Below are 23,799 nucleotides of genomic sequence, written 5' to 3' on the forward strand. Positions count from 1 at the left end.
GACGGGCAGCACCACGACTTCGAGCTTCAGATCCATCTTCGTTTCCCTTTCGTGGACGGCGGCGGGTCGGCTCCACGCATCACCGGTTGAACTGGTGAGATCATTACGCTCCCGCATGTCACCTGTCAAGACGGTGACGCTTTGCCAATACGTATCGCTCCTCCGGTCCCATGTGCGCTGGGGGCGAGGGCTGGAGTGTCTGGGTTGAAATCGTCGAGAGTGCCAGTGCTCCGGCCACGGACATCGGTACCGGGTCCGAGATGCCCCGGATGCGCCCGTTTGGCGTAGCTATTACCGTATTTACGTGCTACATGCCTCAGGCCATTACACGTGTCCATAAGCGACGGAGAGGCGCTTTCCCATGGCGAAGATACTTTTCGTGGTGTCCGGTGCTACGTACTGGGTGCTCAAGGACGGTACGAGGTACGCGACGGGCTACTGGGCCGAGGAGTTCGCGCTCCCGTACAAGAAGATCACCGAAGCGGGACACGAGGTCGTGGTCGCCACACCCAACGGCGTGACGCCCAACGTCGACATGATGAGCCTGCGTCCCTCCATGGCCGGGGGTGAGGAGGGCGCCCTGGAGCTGGAGTCCATCATCCGGTCCGCCGAAGTCATGCGCAGGCCGCTGAAACTGTCGGACGTGCGCCTGGAGGACTACGACGCGGTCTATCTGCCCGGCGGGCACGGGCCGATGTCGGACCTGTGGGAAGACGCCGACGCTGGACGGATCCTCACCGCGCAACTCGCGTCGGGCAAGCCGCTCGCGATCGTGTGCCACGCTCCCGCCGCCCTGCTGTCCACGAGGATCCACGGAGAATCGCCGTTCAAGGGGTACCGGGTCACGGGCTTCACGAACGACGAGGAGGAGGCCGTGGGGCTGGCGGCCAGGGCGACATGGTTGCTGGAGACCGAGCTCAAGGACAAGATCGGCGTCGAGTTCAGCCGGGGCGAGATGTGGGAGCCGTACATGGTCGAGGACCGGAACCTGATCACGGGGCAGAATCCGCACTCCGCCGCCATCCTCGCGGACCGGCTGCTGGAGATCCTCTCCTGAGGCGGCCACCCCCCTCTGAGTGGGTGAGGGGGAGTGGACGTGGCACGGAGAAGCGGATGACACGACTTCACGATCCCTACGGTGGGCTGCCCCCCGTTCCGGCCTTCAGCCTGCGCAGTGCGGACATCGCCGACGGGGAGATGTTGGATGTGGCCCAGACCAGCGCCATCTTCGGCGGCCCGGGGCGCGACCGCTCGCCGCACCTGGCGTGGGAGGGCCATCCATCGGGGACGGCGAGCTTCGCCGTCACCTGCTTCGACCCGGACGCCCTGACGGTCAGCGGCTTCTGGCACTGGGCCCTGTACGACCTGCCCGCCTCCGTGACCGAGTTGCCCGCCGGCGCCGGAGATGGCGAAGGGGACGCGACTCCGGCCGGCGCGCGGATGCTGGCGAACGACGCAGGACGGCGAGGCTACCTGGGGGCCGCTCCTCCTCCGGGAGAGATCCCGCATCGCTACATGTTCGTAGTGCACGCCCTGGACGTCGCCAGGCTCGAGGTCAGTCCGGACGCGACCCCGGCTTGGCTGGGGTTCCGCCTTGTCGCCCACGCCCTGGGACGGGCCAGACTGTCGCCGGTCTTCGGCCTCCCGGCCACTTCCTGAAGCCGGGGGCGGCGGGTGGCCGCGGCCGGAGGGGCGGCTAGCGCTCGCATTCCGATCGTTCGTCACCTGTCAAAGTGGTGATTCTGCCTTCGGTCGGGCATCATGGCCAGCCGGAGTAGCCGACACAGGAAGGCGATGGCATGAGCAGCCATGAGCGCGATCGCGGCGGTACGCGTCGCGGCGAGGATCCGATCGAGGCGTTGCTGCGCCGGGTGAACTGCAACGACAGGCGCGAGAGGCACGGGTGCGAGGTCGAACGAGCCGCATTGGCGGCGCACAGGCTTGCTGCCGCTACATACCTCGCCGCAGCGCTGTGAGTGGTGGACGCGGCGTCAGATGAGCGAGGCGGCGGGCGCTTTGACGGCGGGGGAGATGCTCCGGACGCCTCCGTGAGAGAGATCGGCATCACATATCTTGCTTGACGCATCAAGTAAATATATATTTGCTTCGTCAACCAAGTGAGGGGGATGCCGTGCACACCCATGCCGCCAAGACCCCGGGCATCGAAGTCCGGGCGTCCGTTCGTCCGATCGGCAGTCACCCGGGCGGGACCGTCCGGGAGGGGCGTGTCCCCGGGTGGCTGCGCCGGCTGAGCACGGGGGTGGCCGCGACCGCGATGCTCCACGGCGCCCTCCTCGGTGTCTTCCCCCGGGGCGAGCCCTACCCCGCACTCGCCCGGAGCGGCACGACGCAGATGCTGTCCTCCCTGGACGCGCTCGTCCCCTGGACCCTCACCGCGCTGGTCCTGCTCTGGCTGGCCGGCCGGCAGCCGGCGCTCTACGCCCGGGGGGCGCTCGCGCTGCTGCTGACCGCGGCGGCAGGGCTCGCCTACTCCTGCTGGACGGATCCCGGTGGCCTCCCGGCGCGCGAGGGAAGTCTTTTCCGCGACTACGCGGCGCTGCCCGGCGCTCTCACTGGCTGGTATCTGCTGACGGCACTCGCCATGGCGGCCGCGGCCCCCTCGATCCGGGTGCGCATCCTCGTCGCGACGGCAGGCTCGGGTGCCGTGGTCATTTCCGTCCTGCCCTCCGCGGACCCCGTGACGGCCGCCATTTTCGCCGCAGCCGTACCCCTGCTGGCCTGGTTCCTCACGGGCCGGCTCCCCGGGCGGCGAGCGCGGCGCCGCCGTCGCGCCGACGCCTGGTACCCCGGTGGGGAGGCGATGCCCCCGCGCGATCGTGCCAAGGCTGGCGCCTGCGCCCCGACGCGTCGGGCCGGCTGAGCGTCATGCACCTCGATGCCATGCTCCAGGCGGCCGGTTGGTGGACGTACGCCGTCGTCTTCCTTCTGACGGCCGCCGAGACCAGTGCCTTCGTCGGCCTGCTGGTTCCGGGGGAGAGTGCCGTGCTGGCGGCGGCCGCCGTCGCGGGCCACGGCGAACTGAACGCCCCCTTGCTCGCCGCCGCCGTGGTCACTGGTGCCGTTACCGGTGACAACCTCGGCTTCGCCCTGGGCCGTCGATGCCGGCGACGACTGGGGAGGAGAGGGGCCCCCGGGATCGCGGGGAGTCACCGTGACGGACGGGCGAGGGCCTTCCTGGCGCACCACGGCGGTGCGGCGCTCTTCACCGGCAAGTTCATCGGCTTCGCCCGGACCTTCCTGCCTTACGCAGCCGGTTCGTCCGGTATGCCTTACCGGCGCTTCTTCCTCTACAGCACCACCGCGTCGCTGGTGTGGGGCACCGGCACCGTGCTGGTCGGCTACTTCACCGGCCCGGCCGCCGTCGAGCTGCTGCACAGGGCCGGACTGATCGGTCTCCTCGTCCTCTCCACCGCGGCCGCCGCGATCCTCGGCGTCGCACGGATCCGGGCCCGCCGCCGACAGCGGCGTCCTGGATCCACGGTGGTGGCCTCCGGCGGGCCGCGGAATCGGGCACCGCGGAAGGACGCGGTCAACTACACGTACGCACAGGAGAGATAGCCATGCGATTCGAGGCTGCGGAATGGGCCGTGGTGCCCCTGAACAACCCTTGGGCGAGGGACGCCGCCGTCACCGGCGCCAAGGCCGCCCACCTGGCCCGGGCCGCCGTGGCGGGGCTGCCCGTCCTGCCGGGTTTCGTACTCGTACCAGCCGCCCGCGTTCCCGCCGCCCTCACCGGGGACGAGGTACTGCGCCTCGCCTGGCGGACGCTGGCCGGCGAAAAGGGCCGGGAACCTCTCGTCGTCCGGTCCTCCTCCCTCTACGAGGACACCGGGCACTCCTCCATGGCGGGCCGTTTCGACTCCGTGCTGGACGTACGGGGCTGGGACTCCTTCGTCTCAGCCGTCCGGACGGTGCTGGCCTCCGCCCGGCGGGTTAGGCCGCTGCGTCCGGTCGCCGGGGACCTGCCCGCCGACGGCATGGCGGTCCTGGTGCAACCGATGCTGAGGTCGGCCGTCGGCGGTGTGATGTTCGGCGCCGACCCCGTCGAGGGCCGCACCGACCGCATCCTGGTGAGCGCGGTCCGGGGCGGCCCCGACCAACTCGTGGACGGCAGCACCCAGGGGGTGCGCCAGCAGCTCACTCGACGCGCCCGGCCGGTGGGCGACGGCACCGTCCCGCGAGGCGGCGGGCGTCTGCTCACGCGGCGCAAGCGACACCAGCTGGTCGGCCTGGCCAAGTCGGCCGAGCGCGTCTTCGGCGGTCCGCAGGACATGGAGTTCGGGTTCGACGGCGACGGGCGGCTGTGGCTGTTCCAGTCCCGTCCCATCACCGCCATGCCCCCGCGTCCCTCGCGCGGTGCCCGGCTGCTCGGCCCCGGTCCGGTCGCCGAGACCCTTCCCGGGGTGCTCCAGCCGCTCGAGGAGGACCTGTGGGTGACGCCCATGTCGCATGGTCTGACCGTGGCGCTCGACATCGCCGGCGCCGCGCCGCGCCGCCGGCTGCGGCGCCTGCCGGTGGTGACCACCGTGCACGGCAGGGCCGTGGCCGATCTGCGCCTGCTGGGCGCGGTGCCTCCCGCCCATCCCTTCCTCGACCGGATCAACACCGCGAACGGGGCAAGGCGGGCGGCGGCGGCCTGGCGGGTGGGACGGCTGCGCTCCGCCCTGCCGCTCCTGGCGGTCGATCTCATGGCGGACGTCGACCGCGCCCTGGCCGGCTTCCCGCCGACCGCTGACATGCTCAGCGGCCACCTCCTCGACGCGGTCGCCTGGGGGCGGCAGGCCCTGTCCGCCCTGCACGCCCAGGAGTCATTGGCAGGCGCGCTGCTCGGAGGAGGAAGCGGTGCGACGGCCGCGGGCGAAGGACTGGCGGAACTGGCCGAGAGCCGCGGACAGGGGCTCAGTCACGACGAGCTGGTCGCGCGGCACCCGGTCCTCCTGTCCCTGCTTCCTCCCGCACTCGCCGGTCGTGCGCCGCTCCCGGAGGTCGACAACGTCACCCTCCTGCCCCGGGGCGTCGACTCCCTGCCGGTACGGGAGGGCCTGCGGCTGCGCATCCGCTGGGTGCAGGAGATGCAGATCCGGATGCTCTCGGTGCTGGCCCGCCGGCTGGGGGCCGGGCACGCGGCTATCCCTCCGTCCCGCCTGGCCCTGCTGCGCTGGCACGAACTGGTGCGCGCCGCCCGCGGCGAAGGGCTCCCGGCCGACCTCGCCGAGAGAGTCCCACGGCCGCGGAGCGGTCCCCTGCCAGCGGCGTTCCGGCTCGCCGAGGACGTTCCGGTCGCCGAGAATCAGCCCCGGCCGGACGCGCCCGGCCAGGGAGAGGGCGCGGGTGGCGGCTTCGGCGCTGGGACGGCCTGGTACGGGCAGGGCGAGCGCCCGGAGCGTCCGGTGCTGGTCGTCAGGTTCCTGGACCCGGCCTTGGCCACTTTGTTGCCGGGCCTGGCCGGACTCGTGGCGCAGACGGGCAGCCCACTCTCGCACCTCGCCGTTCTCGCGCGCGAACACCAGGTGCCCACCGCGGTGGGCGTCACCGACGCGACCGAGCGCTTTCCGGAGGGCACCCCCCTGACCGTCGACGGAGTCACGGGAGCCGTGGAAGTCGGCGAACTGCCCCCCGCCGCATCGACCTCCGCGCGACAGGAGCCGGCCGCGTGAAGGCTCTGAAACTGGCCGGGTACGCCTTCGGCGGACTGTCCGGCCTCTACGCCGCCTATTACACGGTTCTGTACCTGACCCGATGGGAGTGGCAGCGGGCGCTGATCTCGGCGGTGCTGTTCCTGATCATCGAGGTGCTCCTCGCCGCCGTGGTCCTCCTCACCCGGTTCGCCCGGCTGGAGAACCGGCTGGACGAGTCCGTCGCCCGCATGGAGGACGTCCGTGACCGTCTGGAGCGGACCAGAGCACCGGCCCGGGGCCGTTTCACCTGGCTGGCGCCGACGGCCCTGGACGAGGTGGGCGGCCCTCAGCGCACCTTCGTCTTCGTGCCGGTGCTGATGGTGGCGGGCGCGGCCCTGTCCGGGCTCGCGGCGATCCTCCAGAGGATCGCCGCGGCCACTGTGGGACGGGGCGCCGAGCGGCGGCTGGCCGGGCGTCTTACGGCGTTGACCGCCCCTCCCGCCGGTGCGAAGGAATCCCTGGAGGACCATCCCGCGGTACCGCGAGTCCGTCCCGTGCGCCGGACGCTGTCCGTAGCGGGGGTCGTGGGGTGTCTGCTGCTCGTCCCGCTCCTGTGGTCCGCCCTCGCGGACGCCACCCAGACCCGGCCCGAACCACCCTCCCACGCGGCACGCAGCACCGTGACCTTCCAGGTGCAGACCCGTGGAATCCAGGACACCGGAGGGGCGCGGCTCGCCGCGGACGACCTCTGGCAGACCTGTCGCCGTTCGACGGCGTCGTCCAACCAGGACGCCCGCCTGACCAGGGTGCGTGACGGGGTGTACGTCGCCGTCATCCGTCCCGCGCTGCCTCCGCACGACCTGATGCGCCTGCACGGCTGTCTCCAGGACGCCAACACCAACCGGACGAGCGCTGTCGTGCTGCGCTGAGCCGGACGCGCGGGCCGCCGACCGCCTCCGGGAGGATCCTCCCCGGCGGGAGCCGGACCACCTCTCGGACCGGGTCACCGGGTGTTTACTGGACATGTCCGGCCGTACCGCCGATGTCACCCCGTCGGCGCAATCGGTTCCGCAAGTTTCGGGAGAGGCCCGCCGCGACCGGTGATGCCCTTCCGGCGGAACCCGAGCCGCATGGCACGGCCGGCGGCCGCGTCCCCGCGCCGGGGACGAACGGCGGGCGACGAGCCGGGCTCGCGCCGGTGCCCCCGCTCACCGAAGAATGGGCATCAACGTGAAGGCGGCAGGCCCATCGCCGACGCCGGCACCACGCTGCGCTGGAGGGAGCCCTCTCGTGGGGAGCAGCAGTACACCAGGACGGGAGCCGTACCGCGCCGGCGACCGGCACACGGTCCACGGCTCGGCCCTCGCGGACACGCTTCACTCCAGCGCGCGTGAGGCGAGACGCGCGCTGGACGCCGTGGCGGCGGCCGTCTATCTGGTTGACGAGGAGCGCGGCGAACTTCGACTGGCGCTGGCCGACGGCAGCGCCCCCTCGTTCTTCACGTTCCCCGGGAGGATGGCGGCCGCCACGCCCTCGGCCACGGTGCGGGCATGGACCTCGGGCAGGGTGGCCGCTCTGATCGACCCGGACCCTCCGGGGCCCGACCAGGAACACGTACTCCCCTACCCGTACGCCGCCCTGTCCGCGCCCGTCGTCGCCGGCGGCCGGCGGTTCGGCGCCCTCACCGTGCTGCGCGTGGAGACCGGCGGCCCCTTCCGTCCCACTGAGGAACGCACGCTCGAGGGAGTCGGGCGTCGGCTGGCGGAAACCCTGACGGGCCTGGAGGAGAAGGACGTCACGGTGGCCGCGGGCCCCATGCCGACGCTCGTCCCCGCGGAGAGGGTGGTCGACACGAGTGTGCGTACCCCCGGCTGGGGAGTGCATGGTGTGCCGGGCTCCCCCGGAACGAGCATGATGTTTCCGCTGCGGCGCCTGGCGGAACTGCTCAACCGGGCAACGACGATGGACGACGTCGTGGCGGCGGCTCAGTACTGCCTCATGTCGGCGCTGCGCGCCGAAGCGATGGTGTTGATCTCGGAGCGCCAGGGCCGCTTGTGGGTGCTGGGGCGCGGCGGCGACTCCGTGAACATGGCTCGCAGACTCCACGGCACCGGAGCGGACTCCCGGACACCGGCGGCCGCGGCGTTCCGCGGCCGGCCCCTGTACGTCACTCGGGAGCCGGCGTCGGGGCACGGCGAGGACGTCGACGGTGAGCGCCGGAGCGAGGCCTATCTGCCGCTCACCGGCGACGGGCAGTTCGTCGATCTGCCCTTCGCGGACCGAAGCCGGGTCGTGGCCGTGTGCGGTTTGGCGTTCCCCGGAGTCCGGCGCTTCCCGCCCGAGGAGCGCGCACTGCTGGGCATGATGGCAGGGCTGCTGGGGGCGGCGGTGGACCGTGTCGAGCTGAGCGCGGAACAGCGCGAGGCGGCTCGTCTCCTGCAACGTTTCCTGTTGCCGTCCCGGCTGCCGGACCTGCCGCGCCTGACCACCGCGGTGCGCTACCGGCCCGCCGGGGTGGCTTCGAAGGTGGGGGGTGACTGGTTCGACGTGTTCAAGGCCACCGACGACCGCGCGGTGCTCGTCATCGGTGACGTCGAGGGTCACGCGATGGAGAGTGCCGCCGTCATGGGGCAGGTGCGCACGGCGATGGCGTCCTACGCGATCGAGGGCCATACCCCCGCGACGATGATCGACCGCACCGGAAGGGTGCTGGCCGAGCTGGGCACCACCCTGACGGTGACCTGCTGCGTCGTGGCACTGGACACGGTGGACGGCCTCGCACAGGTGGCCCTGGCCGGACATCCCGCTCCCCTGGTACGGCGGCCCGACGGGACCGTCGAAGCCCTCGACGCACCCGCCAACGTGCCCCTGGGAGTGCCCCGGATCCATCCCTATGAGGGACGGGAGCACACCCTCGCACCCGGCTCGGTCCTGATGATGTACACCAACGGACTCGTCGCCTCCGGGTCGGCGAGCCCGGAGGCCTGCGCGCGGGGCATGCTCGAACCCGGCGGAGACACCGCCGCGTCCCACCTGGAGGACTGGGCGGACAGAATCGTCGCGGAGGTCAGTACGCCGCAGCAGCGCCGTGACGACGCCGCACTGCTGCTGGCCCGGTACGAGGGGGCCGGGGGCCTGGAGGAACCGCGGGCGGCCGGACTGCACATCCAGCGCCGGGACCTGCGCGGGGTCAAGGCGGCCCGCACGTTCGTGCACCATCAGCTCGGGTCGTGGGGCCTCGCGGACATGGCCGACGTTGTGGAACTGGCCGCTTCCGAGATCGTCACTAATGCCCTCGTGCACGCGGGAAGCGATGTGGACCTCCGGTTGCGTGTCTTCGGGGACCATCTGCGACTGGAAGTCCGGGACTCCGACTCGAACCCGCCGATCCCCTCCTCGCTGTCGCGTGACGAAGAGCCTCCCGAGGCGGAACACGGGCGCGGAATGCTGATCGTGGAGGCCCTCGCCGACGAGTGGGCGAGCCATCCCAACGGTCAGGGAAAGACGGTGTCGGTGGATCTGGTTATCCCCCAGGGCTGAGGGAAGAGGGGCCGGGGCGTGCGGCCGCGGCCGGTCCCGTCCGGCCGGGGAGCGGCGAGTGAGGGTCCGCGAGATGCTGGGAGGCGCCAGTGTTCTGACCCGACGACCGGGACCGGAGGCGGAAGTATGAGCCGTGACTACGACGTCATCGTGATCGGGGGAGGGTCACCCGGCGAGCACTGCGCGGGCGCTCTGGCCGAGGGCGGCCTGAGGGTGGCGCTGGTGGAACGCGAACTGGTCGGTGGGGAATGCTCGTACTGGGCGTGCATCCCCTCCAAGACGCTGCTGCGTCCGGGGGAAGCCGTCAACGGGGCCCGGGAGGCGGAGGCGACGGCCGAGATCGACCCGGAACGGGTCCTCGCGTGGCGGGACTTCATGGTCTCCGACTACTCCGACTCCGGACAGGAGCGCTGGCTGGCCGGCAACGGCATCGACCTGCTGCGCGGAAGCGGACGCCTGGCCGGGCCGGGCGCGGTAGAGGTGGGCGGTGCCCGCTACACCGCCGATCACGTGGTGGTGGCGACCGGAGCCTCCCCGTTCGTGCCGCCGGTCGAGGGGCTGCGCGAGCTGGAAGGTATCTGGACCAACCGCGAGGCGACCGGCATGAAGACTGTTCCGCGGCGGCTGCTTGTGCTCGGCGCCGGGCCCGTGGGCGTGGAGATGGCGCAGGCCGTCCGTCGGCTGGGCGGAGAGGCGGTGATCACGGCACCCGGTCCGCGCGTACTCCCGAGGGAGCCCGTACCACTGGGCGAAGCACTCGGCGAGGTCCTGCGGCGCGACGGCATCGAGCTGGTGCTCGGCCGGCGGGCCATGGCCGCCCGCCTCGAGGGTGACGACTACGTTCTGGTGCTCGACGACGGGCGGGAACTGCGCGGGGACAGGTTGCTCGTCGCCACCGGACGCCGTCCTCGCGTGGACGACATCGGTCTGGAGACGGTGGGGATCAGCGCGGACGACCGCGGCATCCCGGTCGACGAGCGGCTGCGCGCGGCCGAGGGGCTCTGGGTGGTCGGCGACGCGACCGGCCTGTGGATGCTGACCCATGTCGGCAAGTACCAGGGGGACGTCGTCGCGGCGAACATCCTCGGTGAAATCCGCACGGCCGACTACACGGCGGTGCCGCGGGTGGTCTTCACGGATCCGCAGGCGGCCTCCGTGGGCGCGACCGAGGCGCCCTTCACGGCCACCGTACCCATCGCCGAGGTCGCTCGGACCGCGACCTACACCCGTGCCTACGCCGAGGCCAACGGCTTTCTGACCCTGCTCAGCGACGGCCGGGTCGTCACTGGGGCCTACTCGCTCGGCCCCGAGGCGGGGGAGTGGCTGCAGCAGGCGACGCTCGCCATCCGTGCGCGCGTCCCTCTGGGCCTGCTGAGCGACACCATTCAGCCGTTCCCCACGTTCTCGGAGATCTACGTGGCCGCGCTCAAGGAACTGGATCTGCGGATCACACGGAGCGGAGCGGCCGGGACGCAGTGAGGCGCTCGCAGGTGGCGGGCGCCCGGCCCCGGTCCTCGCCCCGCCGCTCCTGCCGGGTGGGTCAGGGGAGCATGATGGTCCTGGACTTCCGGATCACCTGCTCGGCACGGACGGTCATCTCGTCGTCGATGGGCGGCGGGGTCTCGCCGTCGCGGGCGGCGGTGCTGTGGTCCAGCATGAGCTGTTCCAGGCCGGGCGGCGTATAGATGAACAGCAGCCGGGCGGCGTGGATGCGCTTGTTCCTGAACCCGTGGCGGATGCCCTTGGGCACGTGGATGAAGTCACCGGCGACGGCGGTGAACTCGTGGTCGCCGTCGGTGAACTCCAGCTCACCGTCGAGCACGTAGAAGGTCTCGTCCTCCCGGGTGTGCGCGTGCGGGACGGGACCGCCGCCGGCCGGGACGGTGGCCTCGATGAAGCCGATGTTCCCGTTGGTCTGCGCACCCGTGGCCTTGACCGTGTAGACGTCGTCCGCGGCCCAGACGGTAGGGCCCTGCCCGGACGGCACGTAGAGCGCGCCGCGCCTGTTCCACTGCGGGTCGTCGGGCGTCACTTCGCCCAGCAGAAAGCTCATCACGTCTCCGATGCGTGCGACACCGCCACGCGTCCCGGGAGGGACCGCGGAAGCGAGTCGATGGACAGCTGACCCTGCCTACATTACTTGCTATGGCAAGCACATGTCTTACGGGCTCCGTCCGACCGTGCCCTGCGGCGCAGGTCACCGTTCGGCGATGTGGTCTCCCAGCCGGTACTCGACGTCGTTCCGCTGCTGCATGCCCCGCTGGAGCAACTGGCTGATCCGTGCGTGCGCTTCCGGCCAGGCCAGAGAGGCACGGAAGGTGTCCTGACCCGCCTTCAGGTCGGATTCGGACGGCAGGGTGGAACGGTTGACCAGAGCCTTCACCTCGGCCAGCGGCCGGCGGTCGAAGGAGGCGATCCGCGTGGCGATGCGGTCCACGTGGGCGTCGAGCTCCGCGTCGGGCAGCGCCCGGTTGATCCAGCCGTACCGTTCGGCCGTCTCGGCGTCGAAGTCGTCGGCGCCCGCGATGATCTCCAGGGCGCGCCCGCGTCCCACCAGCAGCGGCAGGCGTTCCGGCGCCCCGCCCCCCGGAGTGATCCCGGCGCCGACCTCGGGCTGGCCCAGGACGGCCCTCTCTCTGCTGGCGAAGCGCATGTCACAGGCCAGGAGGAACTCGTTGCCCACCCCGCGCGCCCGGCCGCGGACGGAAGCGATCGTGATCACCCGGGACCTGGCCATGCGGGCGGCGACGTCCAGCCAGGTGGGTCCCGTGTAGGGCTGCTCCGGGGGCACCAGGTCGAAGTGCGCGAGGAAGAAGTCCGGGTCGGCGCTGTCGAAGACCACGACCTTCAGGTCGTCGTCGGCATCCATCCGGTCCAGGAGGTCGCCGAGGGCGGCGAAGGTCTCGAAGGTCACCAGGTTGATGGGAGGGGAATCGAAGGTCACGCGCCAGTACGACGCAGACCGCTGCACCACTCTGAAGGGGGATATATCGGTCATATTCCTACCTTACGAGGGTCAAGGTGTCCGGGTCTCCCTCAGGGGTGCCGCACCGAGGAGGGCGGCTGCCGCTTCCCGGGCGGTCGTGGCGGCGGACGGGTCGTGATCCATGCGCGCGGCCTGCTCCGCGCCGTCGTAGAGCAGGCGCAGCCGACGGGCCAGTTCCTCCGGTCCCGCGTAACCCGCCGCGTCGGCCAGCTCGGTGAACAGCCCTAGGATCCAGGCGCGGTACTTCTCGGCGGCGTGCCGTACCGAGCTGTCCTCGGGTGCCTCGGCGGTGGCCCGCACGAAGGCGCAGCCGTTGTACGAGGGATCGGTGAAGGCCTCGCCCTGTGCGTCGAAGACGCCGAGAAGCTGTTCACGCGGGGAGCGGAAGCGGGTCAGGGTCCGGGTGATCCGGTCGCGGCTTCGCTCGTGCCGGGACTCCAGGTAGGCGCAGACGAGGCCTTCCTTGCTTCCGAAGGTGTTGTACAAGGACGCCTTGGCCACCCCGGCGTGCTCGATCACCCGGTCGATACCGACGGTCTGCACACCCTCACCGTAGAAGAGCTCGTTGGCCGCCTGGAGCAGCCGCTCCCGCGCCGGTGTCCTGGTCCGGCTGCCGCCGTTCGCCATTTCGCCACCTCAGATCAGACAGGTCTGTTCAGTCTAGGGCTTCCCATGGGAATCAGCGCCGCGCCGGCTCCGCCGCCGCGGGCGCCGTCATGGCGGGCGCGGCGACGGGCCGGGCCGCCGCCACGTGCTCCACGCGGCGGCCGCTGCGCAGGAGCCCGGCCAGCGCGGCGAGGGCCAGCAGTACGACGACCGCGCCGTACTCGCGGGCGGTCGGCACCAGGCCTCCACCGTGCACCACGAGGAACCCGCCGATCACGGCGGGGACCCCCAGGCCCACATAGCAGATGACGTAGAGCAGGGACAGTACTCCCGCGCGCTCGTGCGGCTCGACCAGTGGGACGACCATCCTGATGCCGCCCTGGAAGCCACCGCCGAAGCCGAAGCCCGAGATCGCCGCGCCCACGAAGAACATCGTCACTGCGAGAGCTCCTCCGCCGCCCGGGGCGACTGAGGTGAGGGTGATCAGCACGCCTGCCACCAGCGAGCCGATGCCGATGAACATGACCTTGCGCGTTGCCGTCCCGCGCAGCAGCACCACGGCCAGCCCGGCGGCGGAGGCGAGCACGGAGAGCGGCAGCCCGCCCCAGACCACGGACGAGGAGTGCACCAGGGTCCGGATGACGGCCGGCCCCAGCGCCGCGTACAGTCCGGTCAGCGCCCACACCGCGAACATCACCGGTGCGGCGATCGCTACCGCCGCCCGGGCCGGCTTCGGCAGCTTGAACTCGGGGGCCATGCTGGCCAGGGCCCCCCGCTCACGGGAGACGGTCTCGCGCATGGCGAGCACCGCGAGTGCCTGCAGTACGAACACGCCCAGCAGTACCAGGTAGACCAGTCGGGTCGGGGCCGGCAGGTACTGGACGAGGATGCCGGAGACCATCGCACCGCCCGCGGTGCCCAGCGTCGGCGCCAGGGAGTTCAGGAACCCGCCCCTGCGGGCGTCGACGTCGAGCATGCCCGCGCCGATCGCACCGACCGCGGCGCCGGTGCTGATGCCCTGGAGGACGCGGGCGGCGAGCAGGGCGTCGACCCCGCCCGCCTCGACGAACACCACCATCGCCAGGGCTTGGCCCAGGAGGGCGACGAGCAGGACCGGCCGTCGTCCCACATGGTCCGAGATCTTTCCGAACACCAGCAGCGAGAGGAGCACGGCGACCGCGTACACGCCGAATACGACGGTGACGGTAATGGGGGAGAAGCCCCAGTGCTGCTGGTAGATCGCATAGAGCGGTGTCGGCGCGCTCGACGCGGCCAGCAGCGAGACGAGTATCGAGGCCAGTACGCCGAGGGAGGCGGTGGCGCCGAGCCGCCCGCGGTGCGGTGCCGCGTGCGCGGCGAGTCGCTTCCGGGACGTGCGCGGCGGGACGGCCTGAGGTGTGGGGAGTGCGGAACTCATGCGGTCACTTCCAGTCGGCACGGATGGACCACTCATGTTAGACAGGTCTGTCTAGTAAGGGGTCGTGCCAGACCGTGAGAGATGTCGCAGCCGGACTCCCGTTCCTCGGGAATATGGCGGCTCAGCCGTGCGCCTTCCTCATCCGCCCTCCAGCAGCCGCTCGAACGGCAGCGGAGCCCGGTAGGGGTCCGGGGCCGTAGGTGGGTCACGGCGTGCCACCTCTCCGGCCAGTTCCTCCGCGGCCCGCTCGACGCGCCGTACGAGCGGCTCGCCGGCGTCACCGCCGCCCCACTCCTCCGTGGCGGCGAACACCGCGGTGGGCAGTGTCGCGGCGCGCAGGTAGGCGAACATCGGCCGCAGGGCGTGTTCCAGGACGAGGGAGTGCCGTGCCGTGCCGCCCGTGGCCGCGAGGAGTACCGGCTTGCCCACCAGGGCGGTGTCGTCGAGGCAGTCGAAGAACATCTTGAACAGGCCGCTGTACGACGCGGTGAAGGTCGGTGTGACGGCGATCAGCCCGTCCGCCTTCGCGATCGCCCCGAAGGTGCGCCGGAGTTGCTCCGACGGGTAGCCGGTGGTCAGGTGGCTCACCAGATCGCGTGCGAGGTCGCGGACCTCCACAGTCACCACCTCGACCTGCTCTCCGCGCTCATCGAGGAGGCGTCGCGTGGAGTCGGCGAGCCGGTCGGCCAGCATCCGTGTGGAGGAGGGCAGCCGCAGGCCCGCGGAGACGACGACGAGGGTGCGCTTCACCGCCGGCCCTCCCCGGAAAGCGTCGCTGCCCTGGCCGCGGCAGTGAGTGACGCGTGTGTGGGGGCGTCGGGAACGTGTGCGGGCCGGCCCTGTGCGAATTCCCTGCGGAGCACGGGTACCACCTCGCCCAGCATCTCGATCTGTTCGAGCACGGTCTTGTGCGGGACGCCGACCCCGTCCACGACGAACAGCTGACGCTGGTAGTCGCCGGCCGCGTGCTCCCGGTACCTCAGCACACGCTCGATCACTTCCTGGGGGCTGCCCGCGATCACCGCGGTCTGCTCCATGGTCTCCTCCAGGGACGGGCCGCCGCCGTACAGGGAATGGTCGAAGTAGGGGCGGAACTCGCGCACGGCGTCCTGGGACTTCGGCCGGACGAAGAGGTGCGCCGCCAGGCCGACGATGCCCTGGTCGGCGCTGCCGTGTCCGTAGTGCTCGAAGCGGCTGCGGTAGAGCTCGACCAGGCGGCGGACGTGTTCCTTGGGCCAGAAGAGGTTGTTGTGGAAGAAGCCGTCGCCGTAGTAGGCGGCCTGTTCGGCGATCTCCGGGCTGCGGATGGAGGCGTGCCAGACGAACGGCGGAACCCCGTCCAGCGGGCGGGGCGTGGACGTGAAGCCCTGGAGCGGTGTCCGGAACCTGCCCTCCCAGTCGACGACGTCCTCACGCCACAGCCGGTGCAGCAGGGCATAGTTCTCCACGGCCAGTGCGATGCCGTCGCGGATGTCCTTGCCGAACCAGGGGTAGACCGGTCCGGTGTTGCCGCGGCCCATCATCAGGTCCGCCCGGCCGTCGGCGAGATGCTGGAGCGTCGCGTAATCCTCGGCGATCTTCACCGGGTCGTTGGTGGTGATCAGCGTCGTCGAGGTGGACAGCAGGATCCGCTCCGTGCGGGCTGCAATGTGACCGAGGATTGTGGTGGGCGAGGACGGCACGAAGGGCGGGTTGTGGTGCTCGCCCATGGCGAAGACGTCCAGGCCGACGTCCTCGGCCAGTTTCGCGTACTCCACGACGGCCTTGATGCGATCGTGTTCCGTGGGGGTCCGTCCCGAGACGGGGTCGCGGGCCAGATCTCCCACGCCGAAGATACCTATCTGCATCGTCGATTCCTGTCAGTCGATTCTGTCGTCTCGGTCCGCCCGCCTTCCCGGCGCCGAGGAGGGGAGCTGTTCGCCACGCGGACCCGGAGCACCCGTTGCGCCTTACTCGTTCAACCGCCCGCCGGTGCCAGGGGCGTCGGAGACGATGACCGGTCGCGGCGCCATGAGCCCCGCGGTCCTGCGGTGCCGACCGTGACCGACGGACTCGCCTCCGGCGGCCCACAGATCCCCCTCGGCACAACGGCCGCGGTGCCGTCCGGTGCCCGCGGTTTCGGGAACACTCGTGGACCCGTCGGTCCGGCGGAAGTGGGGCTGGGCTTCGGTGAGCGTGGTGGGCACGTGATTTTCCTTCGGACGGGGGCTGGATCGCGGCACGGAGCACCGGCGGTGAACACACATTAATTGCTGTGCGAAGCAAATATACCAAGCGCCGGGACTGGTGTGCGTACAGGCAAGGTGCCGCGCGCCACATGTGCGCGTGGGGGCATCGGTCCTGCGGACATGCGAAACGGCCTGCCGATCCACCGGCAGGCCGTTTCCCCACGGTGCACCGTCACCTGCGGCGGCGCTGCCACCAGCGCCGCGGGCGCTCCCCGGCGGTGCGCGGCTGGGCCTCGGGGTCGGGCGCGGCCATGGGGTGCGACTCGGCCTCGGCGGGCGGCTCAGCGTCGGCGGCCGCTTTCAGCCTGGCGGCCATCGCGACGACGCGCTCTGCCTGGATACGGGCGGCCGTGCGCGTGGTGTCGCCGACCGGGTTGGTGCCCTGGCCGTCCGTGTGGGAGGTGCCGTAGGGGTTGCCGTCGGCGAACTTCGCCGGGTCCGTGAAGCCGGGGCTGACGACGATGCCGCCGAAGTGGTGGACCGAGTTGTAGAGGGCGAGCAGGGTCGACTCGTGCCCGGCGTGAGCCGTGGCGGTGGAGACGAAACCGCTGTAGACCTTGTCGGCGAGCCTGCCCTCGGCCCAGAGGCCGCCGAGGGTGTCGATGAACTGCTTGAGCTGCGAGGAGACGTTGCCGAAGCGGGTGGGGGTGCCGAAGATGACGGCGTCCGCCCAGTCGATGTCCTCAGGGGTCGCTTCGGGCACGTCCGCTGTGGCGGTCTGGTTGGCGACCCACGCGGGGTTGGAGTCGATGGCGGACTGAGGGGCCAGCTCGCCCGCCCTGACCATACGGACCTCGGCACCCGCCTTGAGGCCGGCGTCATGCAGCTCCCTGGCGATCGTCGCGATGGTTCCAGTGGAGGAGTAGTAGACGATGGCGAGCTTCACGGGGGTGGTCATGAGCGGCGGTCTCCGTTCGCTGTGTTCGGGGGGAGGCGATCGGGGTGCTCGGGATGATCCGCGAATAAGACGACCGGTCGCCTATTGGAAAGTAGACGACCGGTCTAGAAAAGTCAAAAGGGAGGTATGGCCGGCAAGGATCACTGGTGTGGGGGCTCCGGCGGCTGAGCTCACGAAGGCGGCCCACCCATGCGGTCCCCGTTCGGTCCCCGAGCCGTCGAAACTGGCCCGAAGCCGCGCCCTTAGCCAGATCAGGTGTCCGACGTCCTCGACGCTCCACCCGTTGAGCCGCCGTGCGAGGGACTGGGCCGTGCTGTCGCTCAGCTCTGCGAACAGTGCACGCCCTTCGGGGTCAGGCCCAGGAGACGACGAGCGGTTCGGCGAGCCTGCCGACCCGCCGCAGAAGCGCCCAGCAGGAGCGGAGACACTGCCTCGTCGCACCCCCGACGCCGCACCCCGGACATGGGTGTCCACCCGCTACGACCCGGCCGCCGCTTCCGCTGCCAGCGCCGTCACCTGCTGTGCGGCGCGCTTGGCTCGACCGGTCAGCCGCCACGTGACCATGCGCAGCATGCCGGCCGGCTCCGGCGGGAACACACCCAGCTGTCCGAGCATCGTGACGTCGTCCCGGACCGCTTCGTGCGAGACCACCTTGCCGTCGCGGAGGCGGAGCACGTGGATCTGCTCGAAGTCGATCTCCCGCCCGGTGGGCGGAACGGCCTGGTCGAGTGCACCGTCGCGGAAGCGGACGAAGGCTCCCGTCTGGCGGCCCTGCATACGCAGACGCACCCAGATCTGGTCCTCCTCGTGAACGATCCCGGTGACGGCGAAGTGCAGGTCGCTGAAGGCGAAGCGCATCCATGCGCCCGACGCCAGCACCCCGGCGGGACCCTCGAGGGAGCATGCCTGTGGTGAGACGGAAGACTCGCGGTTGCGGAAGTCAGGGTGTACGACCTCCGCCGCCAGCGCTCGATCGCCCGTTTCGAGGATGCGGAAGAGGCCGCGCCCCAGCTCCAGTGCGTCCATTCCCATGAGTCATGCCCTTCGTCGGCAACGCGCTGCGCGCGGCGGAAATTGAGGTAATACCATACCTAATGAATCGGTGATGTTAGCATCCAAACATGTCGTCCAAGCGTCCGTACGTGTCTCCGCTGCGTGAAAGCAGTGCTGCCCGCACGCGTGAACTGATCCTCGGCCGGGCGACGGCGCTGTTCGCCGAACGTGGCTACGGGCGGGTGGCCGTCGCCGACATCGCGGCCGCCGCCGGCGTGGCGCCGAAGACGGTCTTCGCCAGTGTCGGCAGCAAGGGCGACATCCTGAACCGGATCGTCGACCAGGGCGTGGCCGCGTCAGGGTACCGGCAGGCCACCGAGGAGATGCTCGGCATGCACACGCCGGAGGCGGTCCTGTCGGCGTTGGCCCGGGGAACGCGAGCCGGCAACGAGAGTCAGCACGCCGTGCACGAGGCGATCCGCAAGGCACTTCCGGTCCACGAGGACGGGGAGGCGCTCTGGGACCGCGCCATGGCGGCGTACCGCGACGCGCTGCGGGCCGTCGCCACTCATCTGCACGCCCTCGACCCATCGCCCTCTTGTCCGGTTGAGGAGACGGCCGACCTCCTCTGGTACTGGTTCGGGCCCCCGAGTTGGCACACGCTGGTGGTGGAGAGCGGCTGGACGTGGGAGCGCGCCGAGCAGGTCCTGAGGCGGACCGCCCTGCTCGCCCTGGTCGGCTGAGCCACTGCTGCCCGCCGGTGTCACGGGACCTTCGGCCCGCCGAGATACGTTCCGTCCGCGTCGTAGGGCCAGGCGTTCTGCTCGCATCCGTCCAACCCGTTGATCTGCTGCATCATGGCGGGCGCCGGCCTGCCGGGCCCGGGACACGTCTCGTGGCCGTGTCCGATGCGGTGTCCGACCTCGTGATTGATGATCAACGCCCGATAGTCGGCCAGAGACCCATGGAAATTGGGCGAACCGGTCTGCCAGCGCTTCAAGTTGACGAAAACGCGAGAGCCGACGTCGCAGTTCACCTCGCCCCGCGTCCTGAGTCCGGCCGCTCCGCAGATCCTGTCGACCGTCGCGGGGGAAGCCACGACCACCACGAAGTCCCGGCTCCCGTCGGACACGAGCTGGAAGCCGTCGTGGCCGTCAGCCGTCCAGGATCTGGGATCCGCTAGTACTCCGTGGATCTCGCGGGCCACACCGTCGGCCGACAGGCCGATTCCCTCCTCTACGCGGACCTTGAAGCGCCGGACCGTTCCGGTGCCGATCGGCTCGGCGGAGATCCTCGCCGTGACGAAACCGTCGGTGTCCTCCCGTGCCGCGGCAGTGGATCTGGTGAAGGCGGGTGTTGCGGCCTGGTGGCTTCGTCCTTGGGCCACCGCACCGGCGATGCCGGGGTCGCCGTCCACGTGCCGCGACAGGAAGAGGCTGCTCAGGACCACTGCGGCGAGGAACGGAAGCAGCATGATGCGGGCGACGCGTCGGCGGCGAGTTCGTCCGCTCCGGCGTCGGAGCCCGGCGGGTCGGTGACGGGGAGGCCCTGATGCCGGGGCCGGGTGACGTGACATGGCTTCTGATGGCCCACATTCTGGGTGACTCGGGAAAATACCCTTGTGAAGAGAACGGGTCCGGCGACCGAAAAGGTTCATCCTGGCCGGAAAGCGCCGCGATGCCCCCCCATGTTGACAGGGCTCCCGCGCACGGCAATGATTGCTAAGTCAAGCGATGTGTGACCGTGCACCGTCCGCTTGGCTCAGCCCTGGCGGTCTGTCCAGGCGGACGCCCGGCGGCGAGGGGTTTCCCGTCGGGTGTGTCGCCAGGGCCCCTTTCGCAGTACGCGCCCTTCCCCCGGGGAGTGCGGCTGCCGACAGGGCCTCGGTGGTCATGTCTCCTGCTGTCCCGAGCGGGAGGCATGGCCACCCCGAGCCGCGTCGGCCGGAGCGGGTGGCCCGCCGATCATAAAATTGACAGGTACATGTTATACGTGACTCCGGGCAGGTCTCCTTTTTCCGTCACCGCTACTTTGGTCACCTCCCGACCGCCGACTTTTGGCCGATGCCCGCTCACACCGCCCGGCCCTAGCGTCGGCGTCATGAACCGATCCCCGCGCAAGACCACGCCCCTCCCCATCCCGCAGCCCACACGCCTCACCGTGGTCGTGCTCGGTGTACTGCTCGTCCTGGTGGGCGGCGTGCCCGTGGCCGAGCGCACCGTGGCCCACCTGGCGGTGTGGACGGCCGGCGCACCCGTTCCCGGACTGGCCTGGCTGCTGCCCTTCGCCGTCGGCGTCCTGGCTCTGCTCCGGACGCCGGGCCGCCGCCGCGGCACCGCCGACGAGGCCCAGCCGCAAGAGGGATGACGGAGAGCTTGAGCGAGCCGTGCGACACCCTCACCCTCGCACGGCCGAAGCTTCCGTGCACCGACAACCCCGAGAGAACACACAGGTTTCAGCACCTCATGACAGACCGAGTCACGGACCCCCGGATCCCTCCCGCCCCGGCCCTGGAAACTCACGGGCTGGGCAAGCGCTACCGCCGCGGCTGGGCCCTGCGCGACAGTTCCTTCCGGCTGCCGGCAGGCAGCGTCTGCGCTCTCGTCGGGCCCAACGGAGCCGGGAAGACGACCCTGCTCTCCCTGGCAGCCGACCTTCTCGAGCCGACGACCGGCACGATCACCCTGTCCGGCCACCGTCCCGGCAGCCCCGAAGCCCGCCGGGGCACGGCCTTCCTGAGCCAGCGCAAGGCGCTCTACCCGCGCTTTCGCGTGCGCGACATCCTGCGCATGGGAAAGGAGTTGAACCCCACCTGGCACCAGGAGACCGCCGAGTCCGTCGTGGAAGCCGGCGGCATTCCGATGGGAGTCCGCGTCGGCACCCTCTCCGGAGGCCAGGCCACCCGCGTTGCGTTCGCGCTGGCCCTCGGCAAGCGGCCCCGGCTGATGCTCCTGGACGAACCCATGGCCGACCTCGACCCGCTGGTACGCCGGCAGATGACCGACCTGCTGCGTGCCGAGGCGCGGACCCACGGGGCGACCGTCATCATGTCCTCCCACTTGGTCTCCGAGTTGGCGGACTCGTGCGACCACCTCGTACTCATCAACAACGGCCGGGTCCGACTGGCTGGTGAGGTGGACCTCCTCCTGGACCAGCACCGGCACGTCACCTCCGGGGCGGGAGACCGCCCGCCCTCACCGGAGGCGGTTCCCTACGACGTCATCGCGAGCACCGACCACGGCCGGGAGACCACCTCCCTGGTACGCACCGACGACACCTCACCCCCGTCCCCCGGCGACGGCCACCGCGCACCCACGCTGGAAGAGCTGGTACTCGGCTATCTCGACGCGCCGGAGGCCTCCCCGGTGCTCACCGCTGGAGCCCGGGTCCACGGAAGCCAGGAGGTGTCCGCATGAGCGCCACCATCCCGCGATCTCGTGCGGCAGCCCGGTACGGTCCGTGTCTACGCGGACTGACGTGGCTCATGTGGCGACAGAACCGCGCGGTGTTTCTCATCGGGCTGGTGGCCGCCGCGGCCGTGGCCGTATACGCCGCCGTGCAGCACCAGCACGTGACCGAGGCCATCGCCGCTCAGCACCTCGAGGCATGCCGTGGCGGCACCGCGCGTACCACGCAGTGCACGCGCGACCTGCTCGCCTTCGGCAGGGAGTACCAGTATCCGCTGCGGCGTCCCCTTCAGCTCATGCCGGTGCTGCCGTTCCTGTTCGGGGTGTTCCTCGGCGCTCCCCAGCTCGCCCAGGAACTGGAATCCGGTACCTACCGCACCGTGGCGACCCAGTCGGTGACCCGCCTGCGCTGGTTCGCGGCGAAACTTGGCGTGCCGCTCGCCGTGACCGTGATCGTCAGTGGCGTCGTCGCCACGGCCATGACCTGGTGGTGGCACCCGATCGCCGAGGTCATGGGGCCGCTGTTCCCCCGGTACGACTGGTACCCCTTCTACGGGGTCGGGCCGGTCGTGGTCGGGCTCAGCGTGCTGTTCTTCCTCACGGGCGCCACGCTCGGCCTGCTCCTTCGCCGTACGGTGGCGGCCATGGGCGCCGCTCTCGTGGCGGGAGCCGGACTCTTCGCCCTGCTCGAGCGGGTCCGTCCCCACCTGTGGCCGGTCAATACCTCCGTCGCGCAGAACACCGCGGAGCCGCGGGTGCCGGACAACGCCTGGCTGCTGGGAGATGGTCCGTTGACCATCGACGGACGACGTGCGTCCGAGGCCGTCGACTGCCTGCCCCAGGACAGCTACGCGCGGTGCCTGAGGTCGCACGGGCTCACCGGCCGCTGGGCCGAGTACCACCCCGTCACCCACTTCTGGAGCCTCCAGTGGGCGGCGACGGCCGTGTGCCTGGCATTCGGTCTGGCGCTCGTGGCGCTCTCGGTGTGGAGGATGCGACGACACGCCACCTGATCGCCCGGCCCGGACCCGCGAGGGCGTTGTCCGGACTGCGGCGCCGGAACTCGCGGGCTGCGGCCGAGCCGCAGCCGGGACGGTGTTCCGGCGCCGGGCCCGCCGTCAGGAGCCCGCGACGCGTCCCACGGTGATCCACATGGTGAAGGCGAACAGAAAGTTTCCGCGCCCGGACGACTCGTGGACGGAATCGAGGAATCGCTTCTGCAGTTCGGGCTCGACGCACATTCCCAGTGCGTGGAGGTCGAAGAAGGGGACCACGGCGGCCGCGTCCTCGGGTGTCGTGAACCGGAGCGTCACCGGGAGCGGTGCGGTCGCCCGCAGACCCGCCCGAACCATGCGAGCGCGAACGACGCGGCCGGCATCCTGGTCGGGAAAGGGGAAGCACCGGATCACTTCGGCCATGTGCTCGAAGCCGTCCCACACGCAGGACGACCAGTCGGTGTCGATGACGCACACGCGGCCGCCGGGCCGGGTCACCCGGATCAGCTCCCTGATCGCCCCGTCGGGATCGCCGAGGTGTTGCAGCACACGCTCGCACCGTACTCCGTCGAAGTGCCCGTCGGGAGCGTCGAGTGCCATGACGTCCCCGACGGCGTAGTCGACCGGTGTCCCGTCGTGCCTGGACGAGGCGACGGAGACGGCCAGGGCGGACCGGTCGACGGCGCTCACGTGGCCCTCCTTCCCCACGCGGGCACCGAGTTGGCGGGCCACCTCGCCCGCGCCGCATCCGACGTCGAGGAGACGTTCACCCGGAGTCGGGGCGAACACGTCGAAGGCGGCGGACCGCATGCGCTGCATCTCGTGATGGGCCGCTGCCGCGTCGAGATAACGGATCACGTGGGACTGCGCCTCGTCCGCGGCGGCGTCCAGGTGCGCGAACGGGTTGCCGGGAGGTTGCGGTGCCTCACCGTGGTGTGGCCGTCCGGACCGGGGGTGCGCACTGGTCGCGTCCATGTGTACTCCCGCCCTTCCTTTGCTCTCTGAATACAATACTTGTCGAGTAAATCAGATGTGTGCCGGCGGTCGGGTAGTCCGAGGACCTCCTCAGCCGTACGTCGTCTCCGGGGCC

At 70.8% G+C, this 23,799-nt stretch carries 22 protein-coding genes and 1 pseudogene; 13 read left to right on the top strand and 10 right to left on the bottom strand.

All coding sequences use genetic code 11. From position 1 onward, the window contains the following. Positions 1-361: 361 nt before the first annotated feature. From IE108_RS33350 to IE108_RS33390, 9 genes are all read left to right on the top strand, one after another. Complete coding sequence (locus IE108_RS33350; protein ID WP_064732381.1) at positions 362-1,057, top strand: type 1 glutamine amidotransferase domain-containing protein; 696 nt, start codon at positions 362-364, stop codon at positions 1,055-1,057. Between the two features lie 56 nt (positions 1,058-1,113). Then, positions 1,114-1,659 (top strand): YbhB/YbcL family Raf kinase inhibitor-like protein, encoded by a 546-nt coding sequence (locus IE108_RS33355; protein WP_064732382.1) that lies wholly within the window; start codon positions 1,114-1,116, stop codon positions 1,657-1,659. Positions 1,660-1,799: 140 nt separating this feature from the next. After that, the gene (locus IE108_RS33360; RefSeq protein ID WP_159394666.1) at positions 1,800-1,976 is read left to right on the top strand and encodes a hypothetical protein; all 177 of its coding nucleotides are present in this window, start codon (positions 1,800-1,802) and stop codon (positions 1,974-1,976) included. Between the two features lie 155 nt (positions 1,977-2,131). Next, the gene (locus tag IE108_RS33365) at positions 2,132-2,881 is read left to right on the top strand and encodes a hypothetical protein (protein WP_064732383.1); all 750 of its coding nucleotides are present in this window, start codon (positions 2,132-2,134) and stop codon (positions 2,879-2,881) included. A 5-nt stretch (positions 2,882-2,886) separates the two neighbouring features. Continuing rightward, positions 2,887-3,579, top strand: coding sequence for a DedA family protein (locus IE108_RS33370; RefSeq protein WP_064732384.1), 693 nt, complete (start codon positions 2,887-2,889; stop codon positions 3,577-3,579). A 2-nt stretch (positions 3,580-3,581) separates the two neighbouring features. Then, positions 3,582-5,678: a PEP/pyruvate-binding domain-containing protein gene (locus IE108_RS33375; RefSeq protein WP_064732385.1), complete on the top strand. Its 2,097-nt coding sequence runs from the start codon at positions 3,582-3,584 to the stop codon at positions 5,676-5,678. Continuing rightward, on the top strand, positions 5,675-6,568 hold the full coding sequence (locus IE108_RS33380) for a hypothetical protein (RefSeq protein WP_229852662.1): 894 nt from the start codon (positions 5,675-5,677) through the stop codon (positions 6,566-6,568). Before IE108_RS33375 ends, IE108_RS33380 begins: the two co-directional genes overlap by 4 nt. 361 nt (positions 6,569-6,929) lie before the next feature. Then, positions 6,930-9,179: a SpoIIE family protein phosphatase gene (locus IE108_RS33385; RefSeq protein ID WP_064732386.1), complete on the top strand. Its 2,250-nt coding sequence runs from the start codon at positions 6,930-6,932 to the stop codon at positions 9,177-9,179. Between the two features lie 126 nt (positions 9,180-9,305). Continuing rightward, on the top strand, positions 9,306-10,658 hold the full coding sequence (locus IE108_RS33390) for a dihydrolipoyl dehydrogenase family protein (protein ID WP_064732387.1): 1,353 nt from the start codon (positions 9,306-9,308) through the stop codon (positions 10,656-10,658). A 61-nt stretch (positions 10,659-10,719) separates the two neighbouring features. On the opposite strand, the gene IE108_RS33395 is transcribed toward IE108_RS33390, so the two are convergent. The 8 genes and pseudogenes from IE108_RS33395 to IE108_RS33430 all read right to left on the bottom strand — a co-directional run bounded on the left by IE108_RS33395 (position 10,720) and on the right by IE108_RS33430 (position 18,340). Then, on the bottom strand, positions 10,720-11,232 hold the full coding sequence (locus tag IE108_RS33395) for a cupin domain-containing protein (protein WP_064732388.1): 513 nt from the start codon (positions 11,230-11,232) through the stop codon (positions 10,720-10,722). Between the two features lie 144 nt (positions 11,233-11,376). After that, complete coding sequence (locus tag IE108_RS33400) at positions 11,377-12,177, bottom strand: enoyl-CoA hydratase/isomerase family protein (protein WP_064732389.1); 801 nt, start codon at positions 12,175-12,177, stop codon at positions 11,377-11,379. A gap of 18 nt (positions 12,178-12,195) precedes the next feature. Continuing rightward, positions 12,196-12,792, bottom strand: coding sequence for a TetR/AcrR family transcriptional regulator (locus IE108_RS33405; RefSeq protein ID WP_064732390.1), 597 nt, complete (start codon positions 12,790-12,792; stop codon positions 12,196-12,198). 52 nt (positions 12,793-12,844) lie between these two features. Then, positions 12,845-14,188, bottom strand: coding sequence for an MFS transporter (locus IE108_RS33410; RefSeq protein ID WP_079163933.1), 1,344 nt, complete (start codon positions 14,186-14,188; stop codon positions 12,845-12,847). A gap of 138 nt (positions 14,189-14,326) precedes the next feature. Continuing rightward, on the bottom strand, positions 14,327-14,938 hold the full coding sequence (locus IE108_RS33415; RefSeq protein ID WP_079163934.1) for an FMN reductase: 612 nt from the start codon (positions 14,936-14,938) through the stop codon (positions 14,327-14,329). Continuing rightward, positions 14,935-16,035, bottom strand: a complete 1,101-nt coding sequence (locus IE108_RS33420; protein ID WP_064732391.1) for a CE1758 family FMN-dependent luciferase-like monooxygenase — start codon at positions 16,033-16,035, stop codon at positions 14,935-14,937. Before IE108_RS33420 ends, IE108_RS33415 begins: the two co-directional genes overlap by 4 nt. Positions 16,036-16,705: 670 nt before the next feature. Next, a pseudogene (gene wrbA, locus IE108_RS33425) lies at positions 16,706-17,314 on the bottom strand (NAD(P)H:quinone oxidoreductase); the annotation flags it as partial. A gap of 477 nt (positions 17,315-17,791) precedes the next feature. Beyond that, positions 17,792-18,340: an ester cyclase gene (locus IE108_RS33430; RefSeq protein ID WP_229852664.1), complete on the bottom strand. Its 549-nt coding sequence runs from the start codon at positions 18,338-18,340 to the stop codon at positions 17,792-17,794. Positions 18,341-18,435: 95 nt separating this feature from the next. On the opposite strand from IE108_RS33430, the gene IE108_RS33435 reads away from it, so the two are divergent. Continuing rightward, the gene (locus tag IE108_RS33435) at positions 18,436-19,050 is read left to right on the top strand and encodes a TetR/AcrR family transcriptional regulator (RefSeq protein WP_064732394.1); all 615 of its coding nucleotides are present in this window, start codon (positions 18,436-18,438) and stop codon (positions 19,048-19,050) included. A 20-nt stretch (positions 19,051-19,070) separates the two neighbouring features. Here the strand turns inward: IE108_RS33435 and IE108_RS33440 are convergent, their stop codons facing one another. Further along, positions 19,071-19,781, bottom strand: a complete 711-nt coding sequence (locus IE108_RS33440) for a DUF3152 domain-containing protein (protein ID WP_064732395.1) — start codon at positions 19,779-19,781, stop codon at positions 19,071-19,073. 626 nt (positions 19,782-20,407) lie between these two features. Here IE108_RS33440 and IE108_RS33445 point away from each other — a divergent pair. The 3 genes from IE108_RS33445 to IE108_RS33455 all read left to right on the top strand — a co-directional run bounded on the left by IE108_RS33445 (position 20,408) and on the right by IE108_RS33455 (position 22,727). Then, entirely contained in the window at positions 20,408-20,674 is a 267-nt protein-coding gene (locus IE108_RS33445; RefSeq protein WP_064732396.1) for a hypothetical protein, read from the top strand. Positions 20,675-20,772: 98 nt separating this feature from the next. After that, the gene (locus tag IE108_RS33450) at positions 20,773-21,723 is read left to right on the top strand and encodes an ABC transporter ATP-binding protein (RefSeq protein ID WP_064732397.1); all 951 of its coding nucleotides are present in this window, start codon (positions 20,773-20,775) and stop codon (positions 21,721-21,723) included. 68 nt (positions 21,724-21,791) lie between these two features. Further along, positions 21,792-22,727, top strand: coding sequence for an ABC-2 membrane transporter-related protein (locus tag IE108_RS33455; protein ID WP_229852666.1), 936 nt, complete (start codon positions 21,792-21,794; stop codon positions 22,725-22,727). A gap of 105 nt (positions 22,728-22,832) precedes the next feature. Here IE108_RS33455 and IE108_RS33460 read toward each other — a convergent pair whose 3' ends face one another. After that, a complete protein-coding gene (locus IE108_RS33460; RefSeq protein WP_079163936.1) occupies positions 22,833-23,684 on the bottom strand; it encodes a methyltransferase domain-containing protein in 852 nt (283 codons plus the stop codon). Positions 23,685-23,799: the final 115 nt, after the last annotated feature.

This window comes from Streptomyces parvulus (assembly GCF_014648855.1).
GTDB classification, from domain to species: Bacteria; Actinomycetota; Actinomycetes; order Streptomycetales; family Streptomycetaceae; genus Streptomyces; species Streptomyces parvulus.

What these genes read in the sequence shown, in the direction of transcription:
- IE108_RS33350 (WP_064732381.1), top strand. Translation starts at nt 362, where the DNA reads ATGGCGAAGATACTTTTCGTGGTGTCCGGTGCTACGTACTGGGTGCTC.
- IE108_RS33355 (WP_064732382.1), top strand. Translation starts at nt 1,114, where the DNA reads ATGACACGACTTCACGATCCCTACGGTGGGCTGCCCCCCGTTCCGGCC.
- IE108_RS33360 (WP_159394666.1), top strand. Translation starts at nt 1,800, where the DNA reads ATGAGCAGCCATGAGCGCGATCGCGGCGGTACGCGTCGCGGCGAGGAT.
- IE108_RS33370 (WP_064732384.1), top strand. Translation starts at nt 2,887, where the DNA reads ATGCACCTCGATGCCATGCTCCAGGCGGCCGGTTGGTGGACGTACGCC.
- IE108_RS33375 (WP_064732385.1), top strand. Translation starts at nt 3,582, where the DNA reads ATGCGATTCGAGGCTGCGGAATGGGCCGTGGTGCCCCTGAACAACCCT.
- IE108_RS33390 (WP_064732387.1), top strand. Translation starts at nt 9,306, where the DNA reads ATGAGCCGTGACTACGACGTCATCGTGATCGGGGGAGGGTCACCCGGC.
- IE108_RS33395 (WP_064732388.1), bottom strand. Translation starts at nt 11,232, where the DNA reads ATGAGCTTTCTGCTGGGCGAAGTGACGCCCGACGACCCGCAGTGGAAC.
- IE108_RS33400 (WP_064732389.1), bottom strand. Translation starts at nt 12,177, where the DNA reads ATGACCGATATATCCCCCTTCAGAGTGGTGCAGCGGTCTGCGTCGTAC.
- IE108_RS33405 (WP_064732390.1), bottom strand. Translation starts at nt 12,792, where the DNA reads ATGGCGAACGGCGGCAGCCGGACCAGGACACCGGCGCGGGAGCGGCTG.
- IE108_RS33410 (WP_079163933.1), bottom strand. Translation starts at nt 14,188, where the DNA reads ATGAGTTCCGCACTCCCCACACCTCAGGCCGTCCCGCCGCGCACGTCC.
- IE108_RS33420 (WP_064732391.1), bottom strand. Translation starts at nt 16,035, where the DNA reads ATGCAGATAGGTATCTTCGGCGTGGGAGATCTGGCCCGCGACCCCGTC.
- IE108_RS33430 (WP_229852664.1), bottom strand. Translation starts at nt 18,340, where the DNA reads ATGGACGCACTGGAGCTGGGGCGCGGCCTCTTCCGCATCCTCGAAACG.
- IE108_RS33435 (WP_064732394.1), top strand. Translation starts at nt 18,436, where the DNA reads ATGTCGTCCAAGCGTCCGTACGTGTCTCCGCTGCGTGAAAGCAGTGCT.
- IE108_RS33440 (WP_064732395.1), bottom strand. Translation starts at nt 19,781, where the DNA reads ATGCTGCTTCCGTTCCTCGCCGCAGTGGTCCTGAGCAGCCTCTTCCTG.
- IE108_RS33445 (WP_064732396.1), top strand. Translation starts at nt 20,408, where the DNA reads ATGAACCGATCCCCGCGCAAGACCACGCCCCTCCCCATCCCGCAGCCC.
- IE108_RS33450 (WP_064732397.1), top strand. Translation starts at nt 20,773, where the DNA reads ATGACAGACCGAGTCACGGACCCCCGGATCCCTCCCGCCCCGGCCCTG.
- IE108_RS33455 (WP_229852666.1), top strand. Translation starts at nt 21,792, where the DNA reads ATGTGGCGACAGAACCGCGCGGTGTTTCTCATCGGGCTGGTGGCCGCC.
- IE108_RS33460 (WP_079163936.1), bottom strand. Translation starts at nt 23,684, where the DNA reads ATGGACGCGACCAGTGCGCACCCCCGGTCCGGACGGCCACACCACGGT.